The 20,656-nt window shown below is 61.1% G+C and carries 20 protein-coding genes; 12 read left to right on the forward strand and 8 right to left on the reverse strand.

The genetic code is table 11. The features are described from left to right. Positions 1-53: 53 nt before the first annotated feature. The 3 genes from paaK (at position 54) to ACZ1HH_RS02245 (ending at position 2,435) form a co-directional block, all read left to right on the forward strand. Complete coding sequence (paaK, locus tag ACZ1HH_RS02235) at positions 54-1,364, forward strand: phenylacetate--CoA ligase PaaK (RefSeq protein ID WP_011537788.1); 1,311 nt, start codon at positions 54-56, stop codon at positions 1,362-1,364. Between the two features lie 6 nt (positions 1,365-1,370). Beyond that, positions 1,371-1,967: a TetR/AcrR family transcriptional regulator gene (locus ACZ1HH_RS02240; protein WP_472637192.1), complete on the forward strand. Its 597-nt coding sequence runs from the start codon at positions 1,371-1,373 to the stop codon at positions 1,965-1,967. Between the two features lie 204 nt (positions 1,968-2,171). Next, positions 2,172-2,435 (forward strand): YMGG-like glycine zipper-containing protein, encoded by a 264-nt coding sequence (locus ACZ1HH_RS02245; RefSeq protein WP_011537790.1) that lies wholly within the window; start codon positions 2,172-2,174, stop codon positions 2,433-2,435. Positions 2,436-2,581: 146 nt separating this feature from the next. Here the strand turns inward: ACZ1HH_RS02245 and trpS are convergent, their stop codons facing one another. Further along, positions 2,582-3,610 carry a tryptophan--tRNA ligase gene (trpS, locus tag ACZ1HH_RS02250; protein WP_011537791.1) on the reverse strand — a complete coding sequence of 343 codons (1,029 nt, stop codon included), beginning with the start codon at positions 3,608-3,610 and terminating at the stop codon, positions 2,582-2,584. 114 nt (positions 3,611-3,724) lie between these two features. On the opposite strand from trpS, the gene ACZ1HH_RS02255 reads away from it, so the two are divergent. Continuing rightward, entirely contained in the window at positions 3,725-4,411 is a 687-nt protein-coding gene (locus tag ACZ1HH_RS02255; protein WP_472637193.1) for a rhomboid family intramembrane serine protease, read from the forward strand. Between the two features lie 16 nt (positions 4,412-4,427). Here ACZ1HH_RS02255 and murJ read toward each other — a convergent pair whose 3' ends face one another. Genes murJ through ACZ1HH_RS02270 form a run of 3 tightly spaced genes read right to left on the reverse strand, consistent with a single transcriptional unit; the run spans position 4,428 to position 9,935 of the window. After that, on the reverse strand, positions 4,428-5,975 hold the full coding sequence (murJ, locus tag ACZ1HH_RS02260) for a murein biosynthesis integral membrane protein MurJ (protein WP_472637194.1): 1,548 nt from the start codon (positions 5,973-5,975) through the stop codon (positions 4,428-4,430). Next, on the reverse strand, positions 5,972-8,800 hold the full coding sequence (locus ACZ1HH_RS02265; protein WP_044026665.1) for a [protein-PII] uridylyltransferase: 2,829 nt from the start codon (positions 8,798-8,800) through the stop codon (positions 5,972-5,974). The genes murJ and ACZ1HH_RS02265 overlap by 4 nt, the downstream gene beginning before the upstream one ends. After that, complete coding sequence (locus ACZ1HH_RS02270; RefSeq protein WP_472637195.1) at positions 8,760-9,935, reverse strand: penicillin-binding protein activator; 1,176 nt, start codon at positions 9,933-9,935, stop codon at positions 8,760-8,762. Before ACZ1HH_RS02270 ends, ACZ1HH_RS02265 begins: the two co-directional genes overlap by 41 nt. 97 nt (positions 9,936-10,032) lie before the next feature. Here ACZ1HH_RS02270 and rsmI point away from each other — a divergent pair, with 97 nt between their 5' ends. The 4 genes from rsmI to ACZ1HH_RS02290 are packed head-to-tail and all read left to right on the forward strand — an operon-like array spanning position 10,033 to position 13,165. Continuing rightward, positions 10,033-10,896, forward strand: a complete 864-nt coding sequence (rsmI, locus tag ACZ1HH_RS02275; RefSeq protein ID WP_472637196.1) for a 16S rRNA (cytidine(1402)-2'-O)-methyltransferase — start codon at positions 10,033-10,035, stop codon at positions 10,894-10,896. A 5-nt stretch (positions 10,897-10,901) separates the two neighbouring features. Next, on the forward strand, positions 10,902-11,276 hold the full coding sequence (locus ACZ1HH_RS02280) for a YraN family protein (protein ID WP_416367922.1): 375 nt from the start codon (positions 10,902-10,904) through the stop codon (positions 11,274-11,276). A 60-nt stretch (positions 11,277-11,336) separates the two neighbouring features. Continuing rightward, a complete protein-coding gene (gene gshB, locus ACZ1HH_RS02285; protein WP_416367923.1) occupies positions 11,337-12,272 on the forward strand; it encodes a glutathione synthase in 936 nt (311 codons plus the stop codon). Further along, positions 12,269-13,165, forward strand: a complete 897-nt coding sequence (locus tag ACZ1HH_RS02290) for an alpha/beta hydrolase fold domain-containing protein (RefSeq protein WP_472637197.1) — start codon at positions 12,269-12,271, stop codon at positions 13,163-13,165. The genes gshB and ACZ1HH_RS02290 overlap by 4 nt, the downstream gene beginning before the upstream one ends. On the opposite strand, the gene ACZ1HH_RS02295 is transcribed toward ACZ1HH_RS02290, so the two are convergent. The 4 genes from ACZ1HH_RS02295 to cobU all read right to left on the reverse strand — a co-directional run bounded on the left by ACZ1HH_RS02295 (position 13,162) and on the right by cobU (position 16,712). Next, on the reverse strand, positions 13,162-14,664 hold the full coding sequence (locus ACZ1HH_RS02295; protein ID WP_472637198.1) for a YifB family Mg chelatase-like AAA ATPase: 1,503 nt from the start codon (positions 14,662-14,664) through the stop codon (positions 13,162-13,164). The two genes, ACZ1HH_RS02290 and ACZ1HH_RS02295, sit on opposite strands and share 4 nt — an antisense overlap. A gap of 110 nt (positions 14,665-14,774) precedes the next feature. Further along, complete coding sequence (locus tag ACZ1HH_RS02300; RefSeq protein WP_472637199.1) at positions 14,775-15,455, reverse strand: glutathione S-transferase family protein; 681 nt, start codon at positions 15,453-15,455, stop codon at positions 14,775-14,777. Positions 15,456-15,513: 58 nt separating this feature from the next. After that, a complete protein-coding gene (locus ACZ1HH_RS02305; protein WP_416367927.1) occupies positions 15,514-16,095 on the reverse strand; it encodes a histidine phosphatase family protein in 582 nt (193 codons plus the stop codon). Continuing rightward, positions 16,092-16,712 (reverse strand): bifunctional adenosylcobinamide kinase/adenosylcobinamide-phosphate guanylyltransferase, encoded by a 621-nt coding sequence (gene cobU, locus ACZ1HH_RS02310; protein ID WP_472637200.1) that lies wholly within the window; start codon positions 16,710-16,712, stop codon positions 16,092-16,094. Before cobU ends, ACZ1HH_RS02305 begins: the two co-directional genes overlap by 4 nt. A gap of 84 nt (positions 16,713-16,796) precedes the next feature. Between cobU and ACZ1HH_RS02315 the strand changes: the two genes are divergently transcribed. The 4 genes from ACZ1HH_RS02315 (at position 16,797) to ACZ1HH_RS02330 (ending at position 20,475) form a co-directional block, all read left to right on the forward strand. After that, positions 16,797-17,675 (forward strand): RNA polymerase factor sigma-32, encoded by an 879-nt coding sequence (locus tag ACZ1HH_RS02315; RefSeq protein ID WP_011537804.1) that lies wholly within the window; start codon positions 16,797-16,799, stop codon positions 17,673-17,675. Beyond that, a complete protein-coding gene (locus tag ACZ1HH_RS02320) occupies positions 17,672-18,535 on the forward strand; it encodes a ChaN family lipoprotein (protein WP_011537805.1) in 864 nt (287 codons plus the stop codon). The genes ACZ1HH_RS02315 and ACZ1HH_RS02320 overlap by 4 nt, the downstream gene beginning before the upstream one ends. Before the next feature lie 117 nt (positions 18,536-18,652). After that, a complete protein-coding gene (gene coaBC, locus ACZ1HH_RS02325; RefSeq protein WP_487320352.1) occupies positions 18,653-19,864 on the forward strand; it encodes a bifunctional phosphopantothenoylcysteine decarboxylase/phosphopantothenate--cysteine ligase CoaBC in 1,212 nt (403 codons plus the stop codon). A gap of 236 nt (positions 19,865-20,100) precedes the next feature. Beyond that, positions 20,101-20,475, forward strand: a complete 375-nt coding sequence (locus ACZ1HH_RS02330; RefSeq protein ID WP_472637202.1) for a hypothetical protein — start codon at positions 20,101-20,103, stop codon at positions 20,473-20,475. Positions 20,476-20,656 lie beyond the last annotated feature (181 nt).

The following is a 20,656-nucleotide window of genomic DNA, read 5'->3' on the forward strand; positions in this document are numbered from 1 at the left end:
CGAGGCACCCGGACCACGGGTGCAGACAGACACCAAGGCGATGGAGGACGCCCATGCTTGATTTGACACCAAACCGGGACGAATTGGATCCGATCGAGATCGCGTCTATCGACGAGATCCGCAGCCTGCAATTGGAGCGCCTGAAATGGTCGCTGCGCCACGCCTATGACAATGTGGCGATGTATAAGGCGCGGTTTGATGCAGCGGGCGTCCACCCCGACGACCTGCAGGAGCTGTCGGATCTCGCAAAGTTCCCCTTCACCACCAAAGGTGATCTGCGCGATGCCTATCCTTTTGGGATGTTTGCGGTCCCGCGCGAACAGATCCTCCGGCTGCATGCGTCTTCTGGCACCACGGGCAAACCGACCGTGGTGGGGTACACGCGAAAGGACATCGACACTTGGGCGGACCTCTTGGCGCGGTCCTTGCGCGCCTCAGGCCTGCGGCGCGGCGATATGGTGCATAACGCCTATGGCTACGGGCTGTTCACTGGCGGGCTTGGCGCACATTACGGCATTGAGCGCCTCGGCGCGACGGTGGTGCCGATGTCGGGCGGCCAGACCGAAAAGCAAGTGACGCTGATCGAAGATTTCCGCCCCGACGGCATCATGGTGACGCCGTCCTACATGCTGAACATCCTCGAGCAATATCACCGCATGGGGATCGACCCGCGCAGCTCTTCGCTGAAGGTTGGCGTCTTTGGCGCGGAACCCTGGACCGATGCGATGCGCCGCGAGGTCGAGGCGGCCTTTGATATGCATGCGGTGGATATCTACGGCCTCTCGGAAATCATGGGGCCGGGTGTCGCCAATGAATGTGTGGAGACCAAGGACGGGCCGGTCATCTGGGAGGATCACTTCCTGCCGGAAATCATCGATCCCGAAACAGGCGCGGTGCTGCCCGATGGCGAGTTGGGCGAACTGGTCTTCACCACACTCACTAAGGAAGGCCTGCCGATGGTGCGCTACCGCACCCGAGACCTGACCCGCCTGCTCCCGGGCACGGCGCGTTCAATGCGGCGGATGGCCAAGATCACCGGGCGATCGGATGACATGATCATCCTGCGGGGCGTCAATGTGTTTCCCAGCCAGATCGAAGAGCAGATGCTCACGGTAGAGGCGCTCGCGCCCTACTATCAGATCGAGCTTTACAGCAAGGGCCGCATGGACGCGATGCGCATCCATGTTGAGGTATTGCCAGCGGCCACCGCACCCGAACAACGCGAGGCCTGCACCAAGCAGCTGGCCAAGCGGATCAAGGATATCGTTGGCATCTCGGCAGAGATTTCGGTAGGCGAGCCCGGCAGTGTCGAACGCTCGCAGGGCAAGGCGCGCCGCGTCGTCGACAATCGCAACAAAGGATAAGAACTCTTGGCCCGGACGATTGCCAAAGACCACGATCAAAAGCGCGCGCAGATCCTCGCGGCGTCGGCGCGCCTTTTTGCCGAGGAAGGCTTTGACCGGGCCTCGATGACGCAGATCGCGCGGGCCTGCGGGATCTCCAAGGCCAATATCTATCACTACTATGAGGGCAAGGACGCACTACTCTTTGACCTTCTCGACAGCTATTTGCGCGGGCTCAGGGATCGGGTCTGCGGTCTTGAGCTGAGCGATCCGGACCCGGTTGTGCGCCTGCGTCTTATCCTGACCGAGGTACTTTTGGCCTATGAGGGCGCCGATCACGAACACAAGGTGCAGCTCAATGCGATGTCAGCGCTGCCGGAGCCACAACAGGAGCATCTGCGCGCGTATCAGCGTGAAATGGTGAAATTCATGAGCGCCGCGATCCGCGATGCGGCGCCTGATACTTTGGCGGCGGACAAGGACAAGCTGCGCGCGGTGACGATGTCCGTGTTTGGGATGCTGAACTGGCACTACATGTGGAATGCGGGCGCAGACACCGAGGACCGCAAAGGCTATGCCGATGTGGTCGCACGCCTCACGCTTCACGGCGTCTCCGGGCTTTAGACCGCGCCACAACCCATGATGCATCGGCAACGAACCGCGCTCTCTGCGCCATCGCCGAGGGAACGCTTGGGAACAATTTCCGACGTGCTACGTTTCTACATGGACGGTCAACCATCACCGGCGGCAAGGAGCCGGGAGGCAATGTGGCGCATATGAAGCGGCTCCTCCCCCTCTAGCCCCGGTCATCAGAGAGGAGATGGATCAATGTCCAAGACGTCAGGACTCTTAGCGACACTCTTTGCGGCGAGCGTGCTTGTGGCGGGGTGCAGCGACAATCAAGACATCAACGCTGTGAGTGGCGCTCTCGCGGGTGCGGCTGTCGGCAACCAGGTTGGCTCTGGCAGCGGCAAGGTTGCCGCCACGCTGATCGGTGGCGCGGTCGGCGCGCAGATCGGTGCCAATGCGCCGCGTCAATGTACCTATCGCAACAGCGCCGGGCAGACCTACAAGGCCGCGTGTCCGTCGTAACCTTTATTGGTGACACATGTAATGCGCCCGCAGCTGCTTTGGCGCCGAGGGTATCGCACAAACAAAGTCTGCGCGCAAAGAAGAGGGCCGCCCAATCAAACGGGCGGCCCTCGGCAGTTCTGGACATCGCAGTTGATGTGCTGCGATCAAATCTCGACCGGGGCGACCATGCCGACAATGTCGTAGGTCTTACGCAGAATTGGTGCAGTGATTGCGCGCGCACGCTCCGAGCCCCGAGCGAGAATCTTGTCGATCTCGTCCTGGTTCTCCATCAGACGGGCCATCTCGGTGGTGATCGGCGCCATACGCTCGACCGCGAGATCGGCCAGCATTGGTTTGAATTCCGAGAACTGTTTGCCGCCCACATCTGCGAGAACCTGATCCACTGTCTGATCGGCCATCGCCGCGTAGATGTTCACAAGGTTGCGTGCCTCGGGGCGCTCTTCAAGCCCTTTGGCCTCGGAGGGCAAGGCCTCGGGGTCGGTCTTGGCCTTGCGGATTTTCTTGGCGATGGTGTCCGCATCATCGGTGAGATTGATCCGGCTCGCATCAGAAGGGTCGGATTTCGACATCTTCTTGGAGCCATCACGCAGGCTCATGACACGGGTGGCCGCGCCTTCGATCACCGGCTCGGTCAGCGGGAAGAAGTCAACGCCATAGTCGTGGTTGAACTTTGTCGCGATGTCGCGGGTAAGCTCGAGGTGCTGTTTCTGGTCCTCGCCCACCGGCACATGGGTGGCGTGGTAGATCAGGATATCGGCTGCCATCAGGGACGGATAGGCCAACAGACCCAGCGAAGCGTTTTGCTGGTTTTTACCTGCCTTATCCTTCCACTGGGTCATCCGCTGCATCCACCCCATGCGGGCGACGCAGTTGAAGATCCATGCAAGCTGCGCGTGCTCCGGCACCTGGCTCTGATTGATCAGGATGGATTTTTCCGGATCAAGCCCCGCGGCAATGAAGCCTGCGCAAAGCTCGCGCGTGGCCTTCTTCAGATCGGCGGGGTCTTGCCAGACGGTGATCGCATGTAGGTCGACCATGCAATAGATCGACTCCACGTCCCGCGATTGCCAGTCGACGAACCGCTTCAATGCACCGAGGTAATTCCCCAGATGCAGATTGCCCGAAGGCTGTATGCCTGAAAAGACACGCGGGGTGAAGCTGGTTTCGCTCATCGTCGAAAACTCCCGTCTGGAATTATGCACCATCGTCGCTTACCCATGGCGCAGAGTATCGTCAACAGGCGTAGACCCGTAGAGCGCGCGCCAGAGCGCCGGAGAGCAGGACCAATGCAAGATCAGAACCAATCTCCCTTTAACGCCCTGCCGCCAGTGGTGGTGGCTTTGGTGATCGTGATCATCGGTATCGAGGCAATGTTTTCCTTCGGCGCCCGCGGCTACATCGGTGGCCCGGAGGCGGTGGGCTGGCGGCTGAACGCCCTGCAGGAATACGGTTTTGGCCCGCAGTATTTCTGGTGGATGTGGGAAAACGGCACCTGGCCCTTTGATCTGCTGAAGCGTTTTGTCACCTACGCCTTTGTGCACGGGGCCTTTACCCAGGCAGTTTTTGTCTGCGTGTTCCTTCTGGCCATGGGCAAGATGGTAGGCGAAGCCATGGGTGAGATCGCCGTTGTGCTGATCTTTATCGGCTCTGCCATCGGAGGGGCCTTGGCCTATGCGCTGCTGGTCGGTGGCAATGTGGCCCTGTTCGGGGGCTTTCCGGCGGTCTACGGGTTGATCGGCGGCTTTACCCATCTTTTGTGGCTATCACTTGCGACCGTCGGCGCGCAGCAATACCGCGCCTTCACGCTCATTGCGTTCTTGATGGGGGTGCAGTTGCTCTTTGGTCTGATTTTTGGCGGCAGCCCGGAGTGGGTTGCCGATCTTGCGGGCTTTGTCACCGGGTTTGTGATGTCGTTCTTTCTGGTGCCCGGTGGTTGGGCCCGCATCCTGCAGAAGCTGCGTCAGGACCGGTGATTGGCGACCCCTGCGGTCAGGCTTTGCCGCGCCGCAGGGCCGATCTGAACTCCGACAGACGGAAGGCGCCGATGATCTGACCAATCGTGAAATAGGCTACGGCACCCACCACGATCAGCGCCAGAAGCGCAAGGTAACGCCAATACGCCAGCGACAGCACGTCGCTTAGAATGGTCGCAGCGCCCAGCAGCACCACGCCCATCGCAACGGAGGCCAGCACAATGCGCAGGCAACGTCGCTGGAAGCGTGCATCAAATTGCGCCGCCTCTCCCATGCGCCGCGACCCAAGCCAGAGTTGCAGCACCATGACCCAGCCTGCAGCCGGAGCGGCGATGGCGGGGGCAAGCCAGCCCACAAGAGGTTGCAGGCCCACTGCAAGCACTGCGTTCACCACCATCGCCACTAGGGCATAGTGAAACGGGCTGCGCGTGTCCTCGCGGGCAAAAAAGAGTGGCTGCAGTACCTTTTGCAGCACAAAGGCCGGCAGGCCAGCGCCATAGATCGCCACAGCCATGGCAATCGCCGCTACATCCTCCGCGCCGGTTGCGCCGCGTTCATAAAGCACGGAGACCAGTGGCACAGGGATAGCGATAAGCGCCGCGGCGGCGGGGATCGTCAAAAGGAGCGAGAACTCTCCGGCACGCGAAAACGCATCCCGCGCGCCTTCATCGTCGCCCGCACGCAAGCGGCGCGACAGATCCGGCAAAAGCACGATGCCAACGGCGATCCCCACCACGCCAAGGGGCAGTTGATAGAGCCGATCCGCCAGCGAGAGCCAGGACACGGCGCCCTGATAGGCAGAGGCCACGGCTTGCCCGACCACCAGGTTGACCTGCGTGACCCCCATCGCGAGGGCAGCGGGCAGCGCCACGCGCACAAGCTGTTTCATGTCCGGCGTGAGACGCGGCATGCCCGGGCGCAGGGAAATCCCTGCACGGGCGGCGGCGACCCAGACCAGGGCCAGCTGAGCAATCCCCGCAAGCGGGATCACCCAGACAAGCCAGTCAATCACGGCCTGCCCCTGCAAGGCTCCCGCAATCATGGCGGCGCAGGCAAAGATGTTCAAAAGCACGGGTGCCGCTGCTGCAGCGGCAAAACGACCAGTGGCATTCAAGACACCTGAAAACAACGCAGCAAGCGACATGCAGAGGATATAGGGGAAGACGATCCGGCCATAGCCAACCGTCAGATCAAACCGCGCATCGCCTTCAAAGCCGCCCGCGGTCAACCAAACCAGAAACGGCATGAAGACCATGCCCAGAGCCGTAAGCCCCAAGACAGCTGCCGCAAGCAGGTTAAACGCATCCTGCGCAAACCCTTGCGGATTCTCGTCCGCTTCCCAGCGTTTTGCAAACATCGGCACAAAGGCGGCGTTGAATGCGCCCTCGGCAAAGAACCGGCGAAACAGATTGGGCAGGCGGAAGGCGGCATAGAACGCATCTCCGAGCAAGCCGGGGCCGATATAGGCCGCAATCAGGATCTCGCGCAGAAACCCGAGAACCCGGCTTGCGAGTGTCCAGAAGCCGACGGTCAGAAAGCCGGACATCAGTTTGATCGGCTTCATGTATCCGCCCGTTTTGCACCGTCTACGATGGCTTCGCGCAGCTTTTTCTCCAGCGACTGTTGCTTGGAGGCCGAGTGATATTTCAAGCCAAACATGTCTTTCACATAAAAGCTGTCTACCACCTGCTCGCCGTAGGTCGCGATCACCGCATTGGCAATATAGACATTCGAGGCCGCAAGCGTGCGCGCCAGATCATAGAGCAGGCCGGGGCGATCGCGGGTGTCCACTTCAATGATCGTGTAAATATCGGAGCCATCGTTATCAAAGGTGATATGGGTCGGCACACGGAAGGCGCGTTCGCGCTTTTTGATCTTGTCACGCGATTTCAGCGCGTCGCGGGCGATCACTTCGCCCCGCAGTGTCTTTTCGATCATGCTACGCAGGCGCGGGAGGCGAGAGGCCTCGAACGGGTGACCGTCTGCATCCTGAATCCAGAAGGCATCGGTCACAAACCCGTCCTTGGTGGTGTAGCTGCGCGCGTCGACGACATTGGCGCCGACAAGCGCCAGCGCGCCCGCTATCCGCGCGAAGATTCCAGGATGATCCGGCATCACGAAACAGGCGCGGGTGGCATCACGGTCTTCATCCGGGTGCAGGCGCACCAGCATGGCCGACGGATCATCCAGCGCGTCGATCTCGCGCAGCATTTCGGCAAAATCCACATGCGCGGTGACATGCAACCCTTGCCAATAGGGCGGATAATGGCGGGCGGTTTCGCGTTTGACAGCGGCCTTTTCCCAGTCGGGCAGGGCCGTGCGCAGGCGTTTCTTGGCCTCGGTGCCGCGGTGCTCGCGGTTGAAGGCCTCCAGTCCGTTTTCCATCGCGTCGCGTGTCTGGCTGTAAAGCGCGCGCAAGAGAACCGCTTTCCAGTTGTTCCAGGTATCAGGGCCGACGCCGCGAATGTCGCAGACCGTGAGCAGCAACAAGAGATCCAGCCGTTTGACCGTCTGCACGGCTTTGGCAAAATCGCGCACCGTGCGCGGGTCGGCAATGTCGCGTTTTTGTGCCGTATCCGACATCAGGAGGTGATAGCGCACCAGCCATTCCACCGTCTCGGATTCGGATTTGTTGAGCCCCAGCCGAGGCGCGACCTTGCGGGCGATCTGCGCGCCAAGAATGGAGTGGTCCTGCGGGCGTCCCTTGCCAATGTCATGCAGCAGCATGGCGATGATCAGCACCTTGCGATTAACGCCTTGCTTGATCAGTGAGGACGACAGCGGCAGCTCGTTCTCGAGTTCGCCCCGCTCAATGGCTGAGAAATTGGAGATCACCTGAATCGTGTGCTCGTCCACCGTGTAGGAGTGATACATGTTGAACTGCATCATCGCCACGATGGGTTCAAACTCCGGGATCAGGGTCGATAGGACACCCAGTTCGTTCATACGCCGCAGAACGCGTTCCGGGTTGCCGTGTTTCAGAAGAAGGTCGAGGAAGATCCGCTGAGCATCCGGAGAGTTGCGCATCTCGTCGTCGATGAGATGCAGATTGGCCCGCACCAGTCGCATACTGTCAGGATGCAGCAGGAGCCCCGTGCGCAAAGCTTCTTCGAACATGCGCAGGAGGTTCAGCTTGTCCTCAAGAAAACTCTCAGGGTCCGCGATCTCGAGCCGGTTGTGGTGAATCCGATAGCCCGGTTTCACGCGCGGCTTGCGTCGGAAAATACGCTCCAGCAGCGGCTCGCTCTTCAGCTGGCTGTCTTCCAGTTTCGAGAGCAGGATGCGGGTGACATCGCCCACCTGCGTGGCGTGGCGAAAATAGTCCTGCATAAAGACCTCGACTGCGCGCCGGCCGGAGGTGTCCTCATAACCCATGCGTTCGGCGACCTGCACCTGCATGTCAAAGGTCAGCTGTTCGGTGGCGCGCCCCGCACTGAGGTGCAGATGGGCACGTACCGCCCAGAGAAAATTCTCGGCCTTGGCAAAGAAGTCGAACTCTTCGGGGCGAAACAGGCCAAGTGGCACCAGCTCGGCCACGTCCTGCACCTTGTAGAGATACTTGGCGATCCAGAAGAGCGATTGCAAATCGCGCAGGCCGCCCTTGCCTTCTTTCACGTTGGGCTCGACCATGTAGCGCTCACCCTGCTTGAGGTGGCGCGCATCACGCTCCGCCAGCTTGGCATCGATGAATTCGGCAGAATCCTTGGCGAAGAGATCCTTCGCCAGCCGCGCTTCGAGTTCGGCTGCAAGCGGTCCGTGACCGGCCAGAAAGCGGTGCTCAAGCATGGCGGTGCGGATGGTGAAATCCTCAGAGCCGAGCCGGATGCAGTCTTTGATCGTCCTGCTGGAATGGCCGACCTTCAGGCGCAGGTCCCACAGGATGTAAAGCATGGATTCGATCACGCTCTCGGCCCATGCGGTGATCTTGTAGGGGGTGAGGAACAAGAGGTCGACGTCGGAAAACGGCGCCATCTCACCGCGGCCATAGCCGCCCACGGCAAAGACGGAAATCCGTTCGCCCGTGGTGGGGGTGGCAATGGGGTGCAGCACCTCAACAGCGGCCATCTGTGCTGATGTGACCAGCCCATCCGTCAGATAGGTATAAGACCGCGCCAATTCGCGCGCCGCAAAGGGCTGCAGCTCAAAGGCCTCGGCAATTGCACTGCGCCCGGACTTGTTGGCCTCTCGCAAGAGCGCAACAACAGCGGCACGGAACTCCGCGCCCTGATGGTCCTGCGCCAACTCCTTGATCCGAAGCCGAATTGCATCGGCATCGAAAATCGCACTGGGGTCGCAGATGAGCGACCCCAGAGGTTCAGGATGGGTTTTGTCGAGAGTGTTGGTCGGTTCAGGAACCGGCTCCGGGGAAGCTTCGTGGCGCTGGGTCAATGATGAAGACTTTCTTGTCCTGGATCGTTGCGATGGCGAGACCACGTTCACTGGTGCCATCCGGGCGCAGGCGGAAAATACCCCCTGTGCCCTGGAAACCTGCGGGTTGTGTCAGAGCCGCACCGGTGAGCGCCCCGGAGTTGCCAGAGCTGACCAGCGCGCCAATGGCGGCGATCCCGTCATAGGCCAGACCACCGATCGGGTGCGGTGCCGCGCCATATGCGGATTGATAACGTGCACGGAAAGAGGCAGACTTCTGTGGGTCGGGCAGGGCGAACCAGCCGTTCTGAACTCCGGGCAGTTCAAGCGTCTGCGCGGGGATGTCCCAACGGGTCAGGCCCATGTACTGCACGTCTTCTGGCGTGACACCGGCTTCGGGCAACAGCTGCGACAACAGCGGCAGCGCGCCTGCGGTGGTCGCGGTCATGAACATCACGTCCGCTTTGTTCTGACGCACATTCTGGCTAATGGTCGGGATCGCGTTGATCACACCCTGCTGCGACAGCTCATAGCTGACGTTGCCCGTAATGGTCATGCCACTCTGCACGGCGGCCTGCTGAATGGCAGAACGCCCGGCCTGTCCGGCGGCATTATTGCCCGACACAACCACCATGGAGTTCTTGCCCTGGCGTTTGGCATATTGGGTCAAGCGGTTGGCGGAGTTCTCAAAGGTCGAGCCCAGAACGAACACGTTGCCGCCCGCGATCGAGGCATTGTTCGAGAAGGCCAGCACGTTCACACCGCGCTTTGCGGCGGCAATCCCTGCGGCATTTGCGGCTTCGGCATAGACCGGACCAAGAATGATGCGCGCGCCGTCCTGCACCGCTTGCGAGGCAACGGCAGCGGCGGTTTCAGGGTTGCCCGCGGTGTCATAGACACGCAGGTCCACCTCTACGCCGTTCAGATCCGCAATCGCGAGGCGGGCTGCATTTTCAAGGCTCTGGGCCAGAACGCCATCACCATGCTGTGCCGAACCGCGCGGTACCAGCAGTGCGACAGGCACAGGTTTGGAGGTGTTGATGGTCGGCCCCCCGCCGGACAATGCTCCGGGGTCACAGGCGGCGACAAATGCAGAGGCAACAACTGCGGTGGCGGTCAAAGCAATCTTGCGGGCCCGATTGAAAACAGCAAACATAAAGCGCATAAACTCCCTGTTCCGGGCCGCAACGATATGCGAGGCGTACCCGTTTTGGTTTGGAGCGATCATAGACGACCAGAAAAGCGGGTCCAGCGTGAATCATAAAATCGTCAGTTTACCGCCGGGGTTGTACTTCGTCGCAACGCCCATCGGCACGGCCCGTGACATCACGTTGCGTGCGCTTGACATATTGGCGTCCGCCGATGTGATTGCAGCCGAAGACACACGTTCGATGCGCAAGTTGCTCGACATCCACGGGGTCCCGCTCGGGGATCGTCCGGTGGTGGCCTATCACGACCATTCCGGCACGGGCGCGCGGGCGCGCCTGATGGCGGATCTCGCGGCGGGCAAGTCGGTGGCCTATGCATCCGAGGCAGGTATGCCGATGATTGCAGATCCGGGGTATGATCTGAGCCGCGAGGCCGCGCGAGCTGGCCATCTGGTCACCGCCGCACCGGGGGCATCGGCGGCGCTTTGTGCGCTGACATTGGCGGGGCTGCCGACAGATGCGTTTTTCTTTGCAGGCTTTTTGCCGAACGCCAGCGGGGCGCGGCGCAAGCGACTGCAGGAGGTCGCAAATATCCCCGGCACGCTCGTTTTCTACGAATCACCCAAGCGCGTTGCCGCCTCGCTGGCCGATATGGCAGAGGTCCTTGGCGCGCGCGACGCGGCCCTCTGTCGTGAGCTTACCAAAAAATTTGAAGAGGTGCGCCGAGGGCCGCTTGCTGAGCTTGCCTCCGGGCTTGCCGAAGCACCGGTAAAGGGTGAAATCGTGATCCTCGTGGACCGCCAGCGCGCGGCGACAGTCACGGCTGCTGATCTGGAGGCGGATCTGCGGGCCGCGTTGCGGGAGAACTCTGTCAAGGACGCAGCAGCGATTGTCGCCGAAGCCCATGGTGAGCCGCGCCGCAAAATCTATCAACAAGCGCTGCAGATCGCGCGCGAAGATCAAGGATAGAAGTCATGACGCAGAACGCACGCGCAAGAGGGCAGAACGCTCATTTTGCGGGCGCGGCTGCCGAAGAGATCGCGATCCGTGCCTATCTGGCGCGAGGTCTTACCCTTGTGAAGAGTCGCTGGCGCGGCCCGCATGGCGAAATCGATCTGATCCTTCGAGACGGAGAGACCGTGATCTTCGCCGAAGTGAAATCCAGCACCACCCGCGACAAAGCCGCGGCACGCATCAAACCCGCGCAGATGCAGCGGGTTTTCAACAGCGCGGGTGCCTTTCTTGAGGGCGAACCCTTGGGCCAACTGACCCCGGCGCGGTTGGATGTTGTGCTGGTCTGGGGCGCGGGCGAGGTGGAGATTATCGAAAATGCCTATGGCCACGGCTGAGCCATTGAACATGGCCAGCGCCTACGCCATGTATCTGTTGTGAAACAAGGGACACATATTATGAAAATCGCATTTCAGATGGACCCGATCATGGGCGTCGATGTGAACGCCGACAGCAGCTTTCGTCTTGCGGAAGAGGCCCAGAAGCGCGGTCACGAGCTGTTCTATTACAGCCCGGATCAGCTTGCCTACCAGGAAGGGCGCATCACGGCGCGCGGGCATGACATGGTGGTGCAGCGTGTCGAGGGCACGCCGGCGACGCTCGGAGAGCTGCGGGAGGTAGACCTGGCAGATTTCGACGTGGTCTGGCTGCGCCAGGATCCGCCGTTTGACATGCATTACATCACCTCGACGCATCTTTTGGATCGTCTGAAGGGCCAGGCGCTTGTGGTCAATGATCCCTTCTGGGTGCGCAACTACCCTGAGAAACTGCTGGTTCTGAACTTCCCTGATCTCACGCCGCCGACGACGATTGCGCGCGATCTTGAGACCATCAAGGCCTTCAAGGCCAAACATGGCGATGTGATCCTGAAGCCGCTCTACGGTAATGGTGGTGCCGGGGTGTTCCGTCTGGATGCCAATGACCGCAACTTGTCGTCGCTGCATGAGCTCTTTACCGGCTTCAGCCGGGAGCCTCTCATTGTGCAGAAATTCCTCCCGGATGTTTCAAATGGTGACAAGCGCGTCATCCTCGTCGACGGGGAGCCGGTGGGCGCCATCAACCGCGTGCCCGCGGCGGGCGAGACACGGTCCAACATGCATGTGGGCGGGCGGCCTGAAAAAATCGGGCTCACGGAGCGCGATCTGGAGATCTGTGCCGCGATTGGACCGCTCCTCAAGGAGAAGGGGCAGGTGTTTGTCGGCATCGACGTGATCGGCGATTATCTGACAGAGATCAACGTGACCTCTCCGACCGGAATTCAGGAGCTTGAGCGCTTTAACGGCGTCAATATCGCGGAAAAAGTCTGGGAGGCGATTGAGGCGCGCGTTGCGTGAGTCTTGCGCTTGATTTGCTATTGGTTGGGCTGCGCCATGTGGTGCGGCCCCGCCTGCGCCGTGCGCATGGCCCGCTAGAGGCGCGCCGAGCCTTTGACCGCGCGGCAGCGGTGACATTCCGGGCGCCGCCCTTCCTTTGTCGCATCAAGGACCGGGCGGGGCTTGACCGGATCCACTGTGGTCCGCGCCTGCATGGCAAAATTATTCTTTATTTTCATGGCGGTGGCTATGTGGCCGGTGGCCCGCATACGCATGCAGCCATGCTCGGGCAGCTGTCAGGGCTTTCGCAGCTTGAGGTCTGCGCGCCGGCGTATCCGCTGGCCCCCGAACATCCTTTTCCGGCGGCGTTCGAGGGCGCCGTGGCATCTTGGGAGCATCTGATGGCTGCGGGTTACGCGCCGTCGGATGTGGTGTTGGGCGGCGATTCTGCCGGTGGCGGCCTGGCGCTCGCGCTGCTGTCCTATCTATGCCACGCGGCAACGCCGCCTGCGGCCGCGTTTGCGATGTCGCCCTGGTGCGATCTGAGCCTGAGTGGCGACAGCCTGCAGGGCAATGCAGAGCGAGATCCGCTCCTGCCCGCAGAGCGTATCCGGGAACTTGTGGGCTATATCCTGCCCGAAGGCGCCGATGACGCGGACCCGCGGGTGTCGCCACTTTTTGCAGAGTTCCCCACCTGCCCGCCGGTCTTGCTGCAGTATAGCGAGACGGAAATCCTGTTTGATGATTGCCGCCGGATGGCAGAACGCCTCAGGGGTTTTGACGCTGACGTTTTGGAGAGGCGGCATCCCCGCGCACCACATGTCTGGCATCTGTTTCAGGGCTGGGTCCCCGAGGCCCGTCAGTCGCTGAGGGAGATTGCCGATTTTGCACGCGCGGCGTTTGCTGCGCGCTAACTGGGCAGGCGGTAGGACAGTGCCTCGGCTACATGATCGCGGGCGATCTGCGCTTCGGCATCCAGATCCGCAATGGTGCGGGCCACGCGCAGGACCCGGTGATAGCCGCGCGCACTCAGGCCAAACTGCTCGGCAGCTTGGAGCAGGAGCGCGCGACTGTCGGTGCCCAGCTCTGCGACTTTTTCCAGCATCTCACCCTCTGCATCCGCATTGGTATGGGTGCCGTCGCAGGCGGCATAGCGTTCCCCCTGAAGCGCGCGCGCTTGCGCAACGCGGCTCGCAACACTGGCAGAGCTCTCGCCGGGGCGACTGCGTTCGAGATCGGCAAAGGCGACGGGCTCGACCTCGATGCGCAGGTCAAACCGGTCCATCAACGGCCCTGAAATCCGGCCCATGTAATCTGCACCGCACCCCGGCGCGCGGGGGCAGGCGCGGGCAGGGTCGGTCAGATAGCCACAACGGCAGGGGTTGGCCGCTGCCACAAGCATGAAGCGGCTTGGATAGCGCACATGAGCATTGGCGCGGGCCACCATCACGTCACCCGTTTCCAGCGGTTGCCGAAGGGTCTCAAGGACGGCGCGTGCAAATTCCGGCAGCTCGTCGAGGAACAGCACCCCATTATGCGCGAGGCTGATCTCTCCGGGGTGCGCACGACGCCCGCCCCCCACGATGGCGGCCATGGAGGCGGTGTGATGAGGCGCGCGAAACGGGCGCGCGCGGCTGACGCCCCCGGCTTCGATCAGGCCACAGATGGATTGGATCATCGAAGTCTCCAGGGCCTCCCCGGGTGAAAGCGGTGGTAGGATCGAGGGCAGCCGCGCCGCAAGCATAGATTTCCCCGCGCCCGGTGGGCCGCTCATCAGCAGGTGATGGCGTCCTGCAGCGGCAATCTCGAGTGCACGGCGCGGACCCTCCTGGCCTTTGACATCGGCGAGATCCTTCTCGAGCGGGTCATCCAACACCTCGCCCGGCTGGGCTGGTGCAAGGATGCCTTGTCCGGTGAAATGGCGGATTGCGTCTGAGAGCGACGCCGCACCAATTACGGTTGCAGCTTCGACCCAGGCTGCCTCCGCGCTGGAGCTCTTGGGGCAGAGCAGCGTGCGCTGTTGTTCGGCGGCTGTTAAGGCGGCGGGCAAGGCGCCGGTGATTGCGACCAAGGTTCCATCCAGCGACAGCTCACCAAGCGAGAGGGTCTCTTCGGCAGCTTCCGGTGGCAGGATTTCCAAAGCCGTCAGCAGCGCGACTGCGATTGGAAGATCAAAATGGCTGCCCTCTTTGGGGAGATCGGCTGGCGATAGGTTGATGGTGATCCGTTTCGCGGGCAAGGCAATCGACATGACCGCCAAGGCTGATCGCACCCGGTCGCGGGCTTCGCTGACGGCCTTATCGGGAAGGCCCACGATGGAAAACGCCGGAAGCCCCGGGGCGACGGCACATTGAACCTCAACCGGACAGGCTTCAACACCTTGAAATGCAACAGTTTGTGCACGTGAAATCATGGCCGCCCCCTGCGGTGCCTCAAAACAGGCCCATAGGGAGCAGCATTTAAAAACGTGGTTACCGATTGGTTAAGGGTGGCGTAAGTCCAGCGCGAAATCGCAGGCTGGGATCACAGCGCCCAGGGTTTGCGCTCCAGATCCAGCGCATAGGGTTCCGGGTCGTAGTGGACTTTGCGCGCTTCCGCCTGCCACGCAAGCACCGCTGGATCGCTCAGAAGCTCCACACAGTAGGCGCGGGTTTCTGTAGAGACCGGGAGGTCAAATCCGATGACCCGTGCCGCAACTGGGGTGTAAAATACATCGGCAAGGCTATAAGCGCCAAAAAGAGGGCCCCGTGCGTGGCCAGAGACCGCACGCGCGTGGGCGAAGAGTGTCTCCAGTCGGCTTAGATCGCTGAGAACGGCCTCCGAAGGCTCAAATCCCTGCCAGATATGACCAAGCTGCATGGGGCAGGCCGACCGCAAGGCCCCGAACCCCGCCGCCATCTCTGCGCAGAGCCAGCGCGCCGTGGCCCGACTGGCTTCTGATGCGGGCCAGAGCCCGGCTTTGGGGTGACGCTCGGCGAGGGTCTCAGCCATGGCCATGGTTTCGCCAACCACGGTGCCATCCGGCAGGACCAGCGTGGGCACCAATCGAGCCGGTGCAACCTCGGCAAGGTCCTGCGCCATGGTTCCGTTGTAAAGTCCCACCAGCCGCGTGTCGTAGGGCAGGGAGAACTTCTCGAGCATGAGCCAGCCGCGCAAAGACCAGCTGGAATACATGCGATCTGCAATATAGAGTGTGTATGTCATGGGGAGAGATTAGCGACGCCACATACATCAGGAAAGCTAATGTTTGTGCGCTCACGCATCACAAAATTTGATTGATCGCTCCGGCACTCCATCCCGTGCTCTCGTGATCTATCCGGCTCAGGGACAGGTTGTCGATTTTGTGGGCAAAAGCCTCGGTCGCCGTGAGGCCCAGGGCGCGTTGCACCTGACAGAGGATCTGGCCGAAGTGGCCCACGACAACAACATCCTGACCCCTGTAGGTCTCTGCAAGCCTGTCGAACTGTCGCGAGACCCGTTGCATCAGCCTGTTCCAACTCTCGCCATTTGGGGGGGCGACGTCTCCGGGCTTCTCCCAAAAGGCGCGAATGTGGTCCGGGTCCTCGGCGTCGATCTCGCTCCAACGGCGCAGTTCCCAATCTCCAAAATGGATTTCGCGCAAATCTGAGGTATGGGGCAGGCGGGTGCGTGATCCCTGGATCGCATCTGCCGTGGCAACGGCTCGGCTCAGATCTGACGAAATAACCACCGCCGTGTCGGGGAGGGCGCGCGACAGCCGAGACAGCATCGCCGTATCAGAGAGGTCTGCGGGCAAATCCGACCAGCCCACCATGGATTTGGCGTGGGTCGGGCCATGGCGTATCATGTGAAAACGCGTAATCATGTCGTGCCTTTCAGCGTCATTGGCAGCCCCGCTGCGACCAATACCACCGTGTCCGCCGCAGCGGCGAGCGCAATATTCAAGCGTCCCTGCGCCTCGCGAAACCGCCGTGCCAGCGCATTCTCGGGAACAATCCCAAGACCGGTCTCGTTGGTGACGACGACAACTTCGGCGGGGCAGTCTTTGATCGCTTCCAGCAGGACGCGGGTCTCTTTCTCGAGGTCATTTTCCGCAAGCAGATGGTTGGTGAGCCACATGGTCGCACAATCCATCAAGACCACATCATGTGGTTGAGCGGCGCCAAGCGCCGTTTTGGCTTCATAGGGCTCTTCGATGGTGGTCCAGCCGGCGCCACGCTGATCGACGTGGCGCGCGACCTTCTCCTGCATTTCAGAGTCAAATATTTGTGAAGTCGCCCAGTAAACCCTGCTTTTCCCTGTCTTAACACAAGCTTGCTCAGCAAACGCAGATTTGCCCGACGCTGCGCCGCCGAGAATGATTGTGACTTTGCTGGCCAATTTGCGTATCCTCAAAGTTGTAGGCGCGTTGAGCATCATGCGCCAAGACGCCCATGCCCGAATGATCCGTAGTTTCGCCGGCGACCAGGATGCATAGAGCATCTTTTGAATATCCGACAGATTATTTTTGAACCAAAGCCGACCCTCGCACGTTGTCAACGTAGTTCTTAGAACAGGGAGTTTAAAATGGCACTGGACGAGACCACCAAGAACCCCCTCCCGAAGCAGGCCATGAAAGCCGAGCTTCTGGATGCAGAGACGGAATTGGCGTTGGCCTACGCATGGCGCGATGAGAAGGACGTGCAGGCGCTCCATCGTCTGATCACAGCCTACATGCGGCTCGCAGTGTCGATGGCGTCAAAATTCCGCCGCTACGGCGCTCCGATGAATGATCTCATCCAAGAGGCAGGGCTTGGCCTGATGAAGGCGGCAGAGAAATTTGATCCCGACCGCGGCGTGCGGTTCTCGACCTACGCGGTCTGGTGGATCAAGGCGTCCATTCAGGACTACGTGATGCGCAACTGGTCGATGGTGCGCACTGGCTCGACCTCCTCGCAGAAGTCCCTGTTCTTCAACATGCGCCGTGTGCAGGCGCAACTCGAGCGCGAGGCAGCCGGCGAAGGCGTGGAACTCGACCGTCACAAGCTGATGCAGATGGTTGCCGAAGAGATCGGCGTGCCGCTGCGCGATGTCGAGATGATGGACGGCCGCCTCGCGGGTGCTGATTTCTCGCTGAACGCAGTGCAGTCGGCAGACGAGGACGGGCGCGAGTGGATCGACGCCTTGGAAGATGACAGCGAACAGGCTGCGGACCGCGTGGAGGCCGATCATGATCGTCGCCAGCTGCGCGAGTGGCTGCTCTCGGCGCTGAATGGTCTCAATGAGCGCGAGCGCTTTATCGTGCGCGAGCGCAAACTGAGAGAAGAGGCGCGCACTCTGGAGAGCCTCGGCAATGAATTGGGACTGTCAAAAGAGCGCGTGCGTCAGCTGGAAGCCGCCGCCTTCTCAAAGATGAGAAAGAGCCTTGAAGGTCAGTCCCGTGAGGTGCAGAACTTCCTTGCATGAGGAATATGCATTTTAGGCGCGGACCTGGAGGTCGGCAATTTCATCTGGCAGCAGTTCTTGCACTTTTGCCTTTTATTACAAACGCCCAAGCGCTTGCGGAGACAAAGCTGGCGCATATCATCGAGGAAGCCAAGCAGGCCGATGTGGTCTTGCTTGGCGAGATCCACGACAACCCGGCGCATCACAAGGTCCAGTCCGAGGTGATAGCTGAAATTGCGCCTGTGGCGGTGGTCTGGGAGATGCTCACCGAGGATCAGGCGGCGCGACTTACGCCGGATGCGCTATCGGACCCGGCAGGGTTGGGCGAGGTGCTCGACTGGGGCGAAAGCGGTTGGCCCGCGTTTGCTATGTATCAGCCTCTGTTTGAGGCGGCCCCGGAGGCGCAGCATTGGGGCGCGGCGGTCCCGCGGTCGGTGGCGCGAGACGCCGTTGCCAAGGGGGCGGTCGCGTTTTTCGGGGTAGAGGATGCGGCCCGCTTTGGGCTGGATCTGGCACTGTCTCAAGAGGAACAAGCTGCGCGCGAGGCCGAGCAGCAAGCGGCGCATTGCAATGCATTGCCCTATGATCTTCTCCCTGGAATGGTGGAGGTGCAGCGGCTCCGGGACGCGACGCTGGCTCGTGTGGCGCTTCTTGCGCGCGAGGCCGCACCTGCGGGCGCTGAAGGGCCCGTCGTCATTGTGACGGGCAACGGACACGCGCGGCTCGATCGTGGAGCGCCGGTGTATCTGCGCTACGCGGCACCCGACCTTGATCTCTTGTCTCTGGGGCAAGCCGAGGATGGGCAGATCCGAGGCGAGTTTGATCTCGTCCGGAATGCGGCGCCCATCGCACGCCCTGATCCCTGCGCGGCCTTTTACTGAGGCAAGGCAGCCCGCAAGATACACATGTAGCCTTGGCCTTTGCCCTCGTTTTCCCCTTTCACTAGGGGGGGGGAGGGCATAAGTTTGCCGAGCAAAGGCAAGGATCGAGGGCCCATCATGCTGTCAGGAAAACATATTCTGCTGATCATTGGCGGTGGGATTGCAGCCTATAAGTCTTTGGAACTGATCCGGCGACTGCAGGATCAGGGCGCGCGGGTGACGCCGGTTCTGACCCGCGCCGGAGAGGAATTCGTCACCCCTCTGTCTGTTTCCGCGCTTGCGGGGAACGCCGTGCACCGAGATTTGTTTGACCTCACCGCCGAGGCGGAAATGGGCCATATCCAGCTCTCGCGGAGTGCCGATCTTCTGGTGGTGGCTCCGGCGACGGCTGATCTGATGGCGAAGATGGCGCAGGGTCATGCAAATGACCTCGCCTCCACCTTGTTGCTGGCGACGGATACGCCGATTTTGCTGGCGCCCGCGATGAACGTGCGGATGTGGGAGCATCCTGCCACCCAGCGCAACCTGACCCAGCTTAGAAATGACGGTGTTTCCGTGGTCGGCCCGAATGAAGGCGGAATGGCCTGCGGTGAGTATGGCGCCGGGCGACTGGCCGAGCCGGAGGAGATCATCGCGGCAATCACCACGCGTCTTGCCGCCGGGCCGCTCGCGGGCAAGCGCATCATCGTAACTTCTGGTCCCACTCACGAGCCCATCGACCCGGTGCGGTATATCGCCAACCGATCCTCCGGGGCGCAGGGCACGGCGGTGGCCCGTGCTCTGCGGGCACTGGGGGCGGAGGTGGTCTTTATCACGGGCCCTGCAACGGTGCGCCCGCCGGAGGGGGTGCAGGTGGTGCCCGTTGAAACCGCCAGCGACATGCACGCGGCTGTTCAGGCGGCGCTGCCCGCGGATGCCGCGGTTTTTGCGGCGGCTGTAGCCGACTGGCGCGTGGCCTCTGCTTCTGACCGCAAGCTTAAGAAAACCAAAGATGGGATGCCCCGTCTCGCGTTTGAGGAAAACCCCGACATTCTGCGCGAGGTGGCCTCTCAGACGCAGGATCGTCCCGACCTTGTGGTTGGCTTCGCCGCCGAAACCAATGATGTTGTCGAACACGCAACGGCAAAACGCCTGCGCAAGGGCTGCGACTGGATTGTTGCGAACGATGTTTCCCCCGCGACTGGCATCATGGGGGGAGCCGAAAACGCCGTGATCTTGATTACCGCCGAGGGCGAAGAGCATTGGCCTCGTATGCCAAAAGACCAGGTGGCGCAGCGCCTGGCGGAAAAAATTGCAGCTACACTCACCCCGCCAGTTTCGGGGGGATAAGATCCGGAAAAATTGATTGCCTTCAATTCGGCGTCGATATGTTCTCTCCTTTTTTCTCGCCTAGCGTAAAATTCGACCCTCGCTTTTTTATGCTAAGGCAGTAGGGATTTAATAAGTTAACGGCTAAAACCATCCAGCGGTCTATGCTCAATTCCATTGGAGGTGTCATATATGTGTTGTTGTGGGGAGAGATTGCCAAGCGCGACACCCTTTGGGTTTGCAAAGGACTGCACGAGATGACGCAGCCGGCGGGTGACATTCTGGTGCTTGAAGATGACATCACGCTTGGACAGCTCTTGTGCAATATGATCCGGATGTATCGGCTTGGGGATCCGTACCTTTCCCTGAGCGAGGTGGATGCCTGCCAGATGCTCCGGGAGCGGGACTTCAAGCTGTGCTTTCTGGGGCTGCGGCTGCGTTCGGGGGTGTGCAAGCGCGCAGTGGCTGAGGCGGATGCGCGGATGGTTCCAACCCTGCTGATGGTCGACTCCGAAGGGCTGCAGGAACTCGTGCCGCCGCCACGCCGCGGGTTGGTCCTCCAGATGCCAGCCCGTGAGGAAGTGATCCGCGCAGCTGCGGTCACGCTTTTGGGTCAAAACGCAGCCGGCTGAGTCCTCGCCGGTATAAATTTTTGAACTTTAAGTGATTTTCACCGGTGCCGGTCCGTGCTAGCGTAATTCTGCGCGGCTGTCAGAGTTCCTTCCACGTCGTATCGAAGCGTCCGGGCAAGGCTTGAATTCGCCGCCGTATGCGGCGGGTGGCAATAGAGCAGGGTTTCGTCCCAGAGGACAC

The organism is Epibacterium sp. HA2-3 (genome assembly GCF_055693725.2).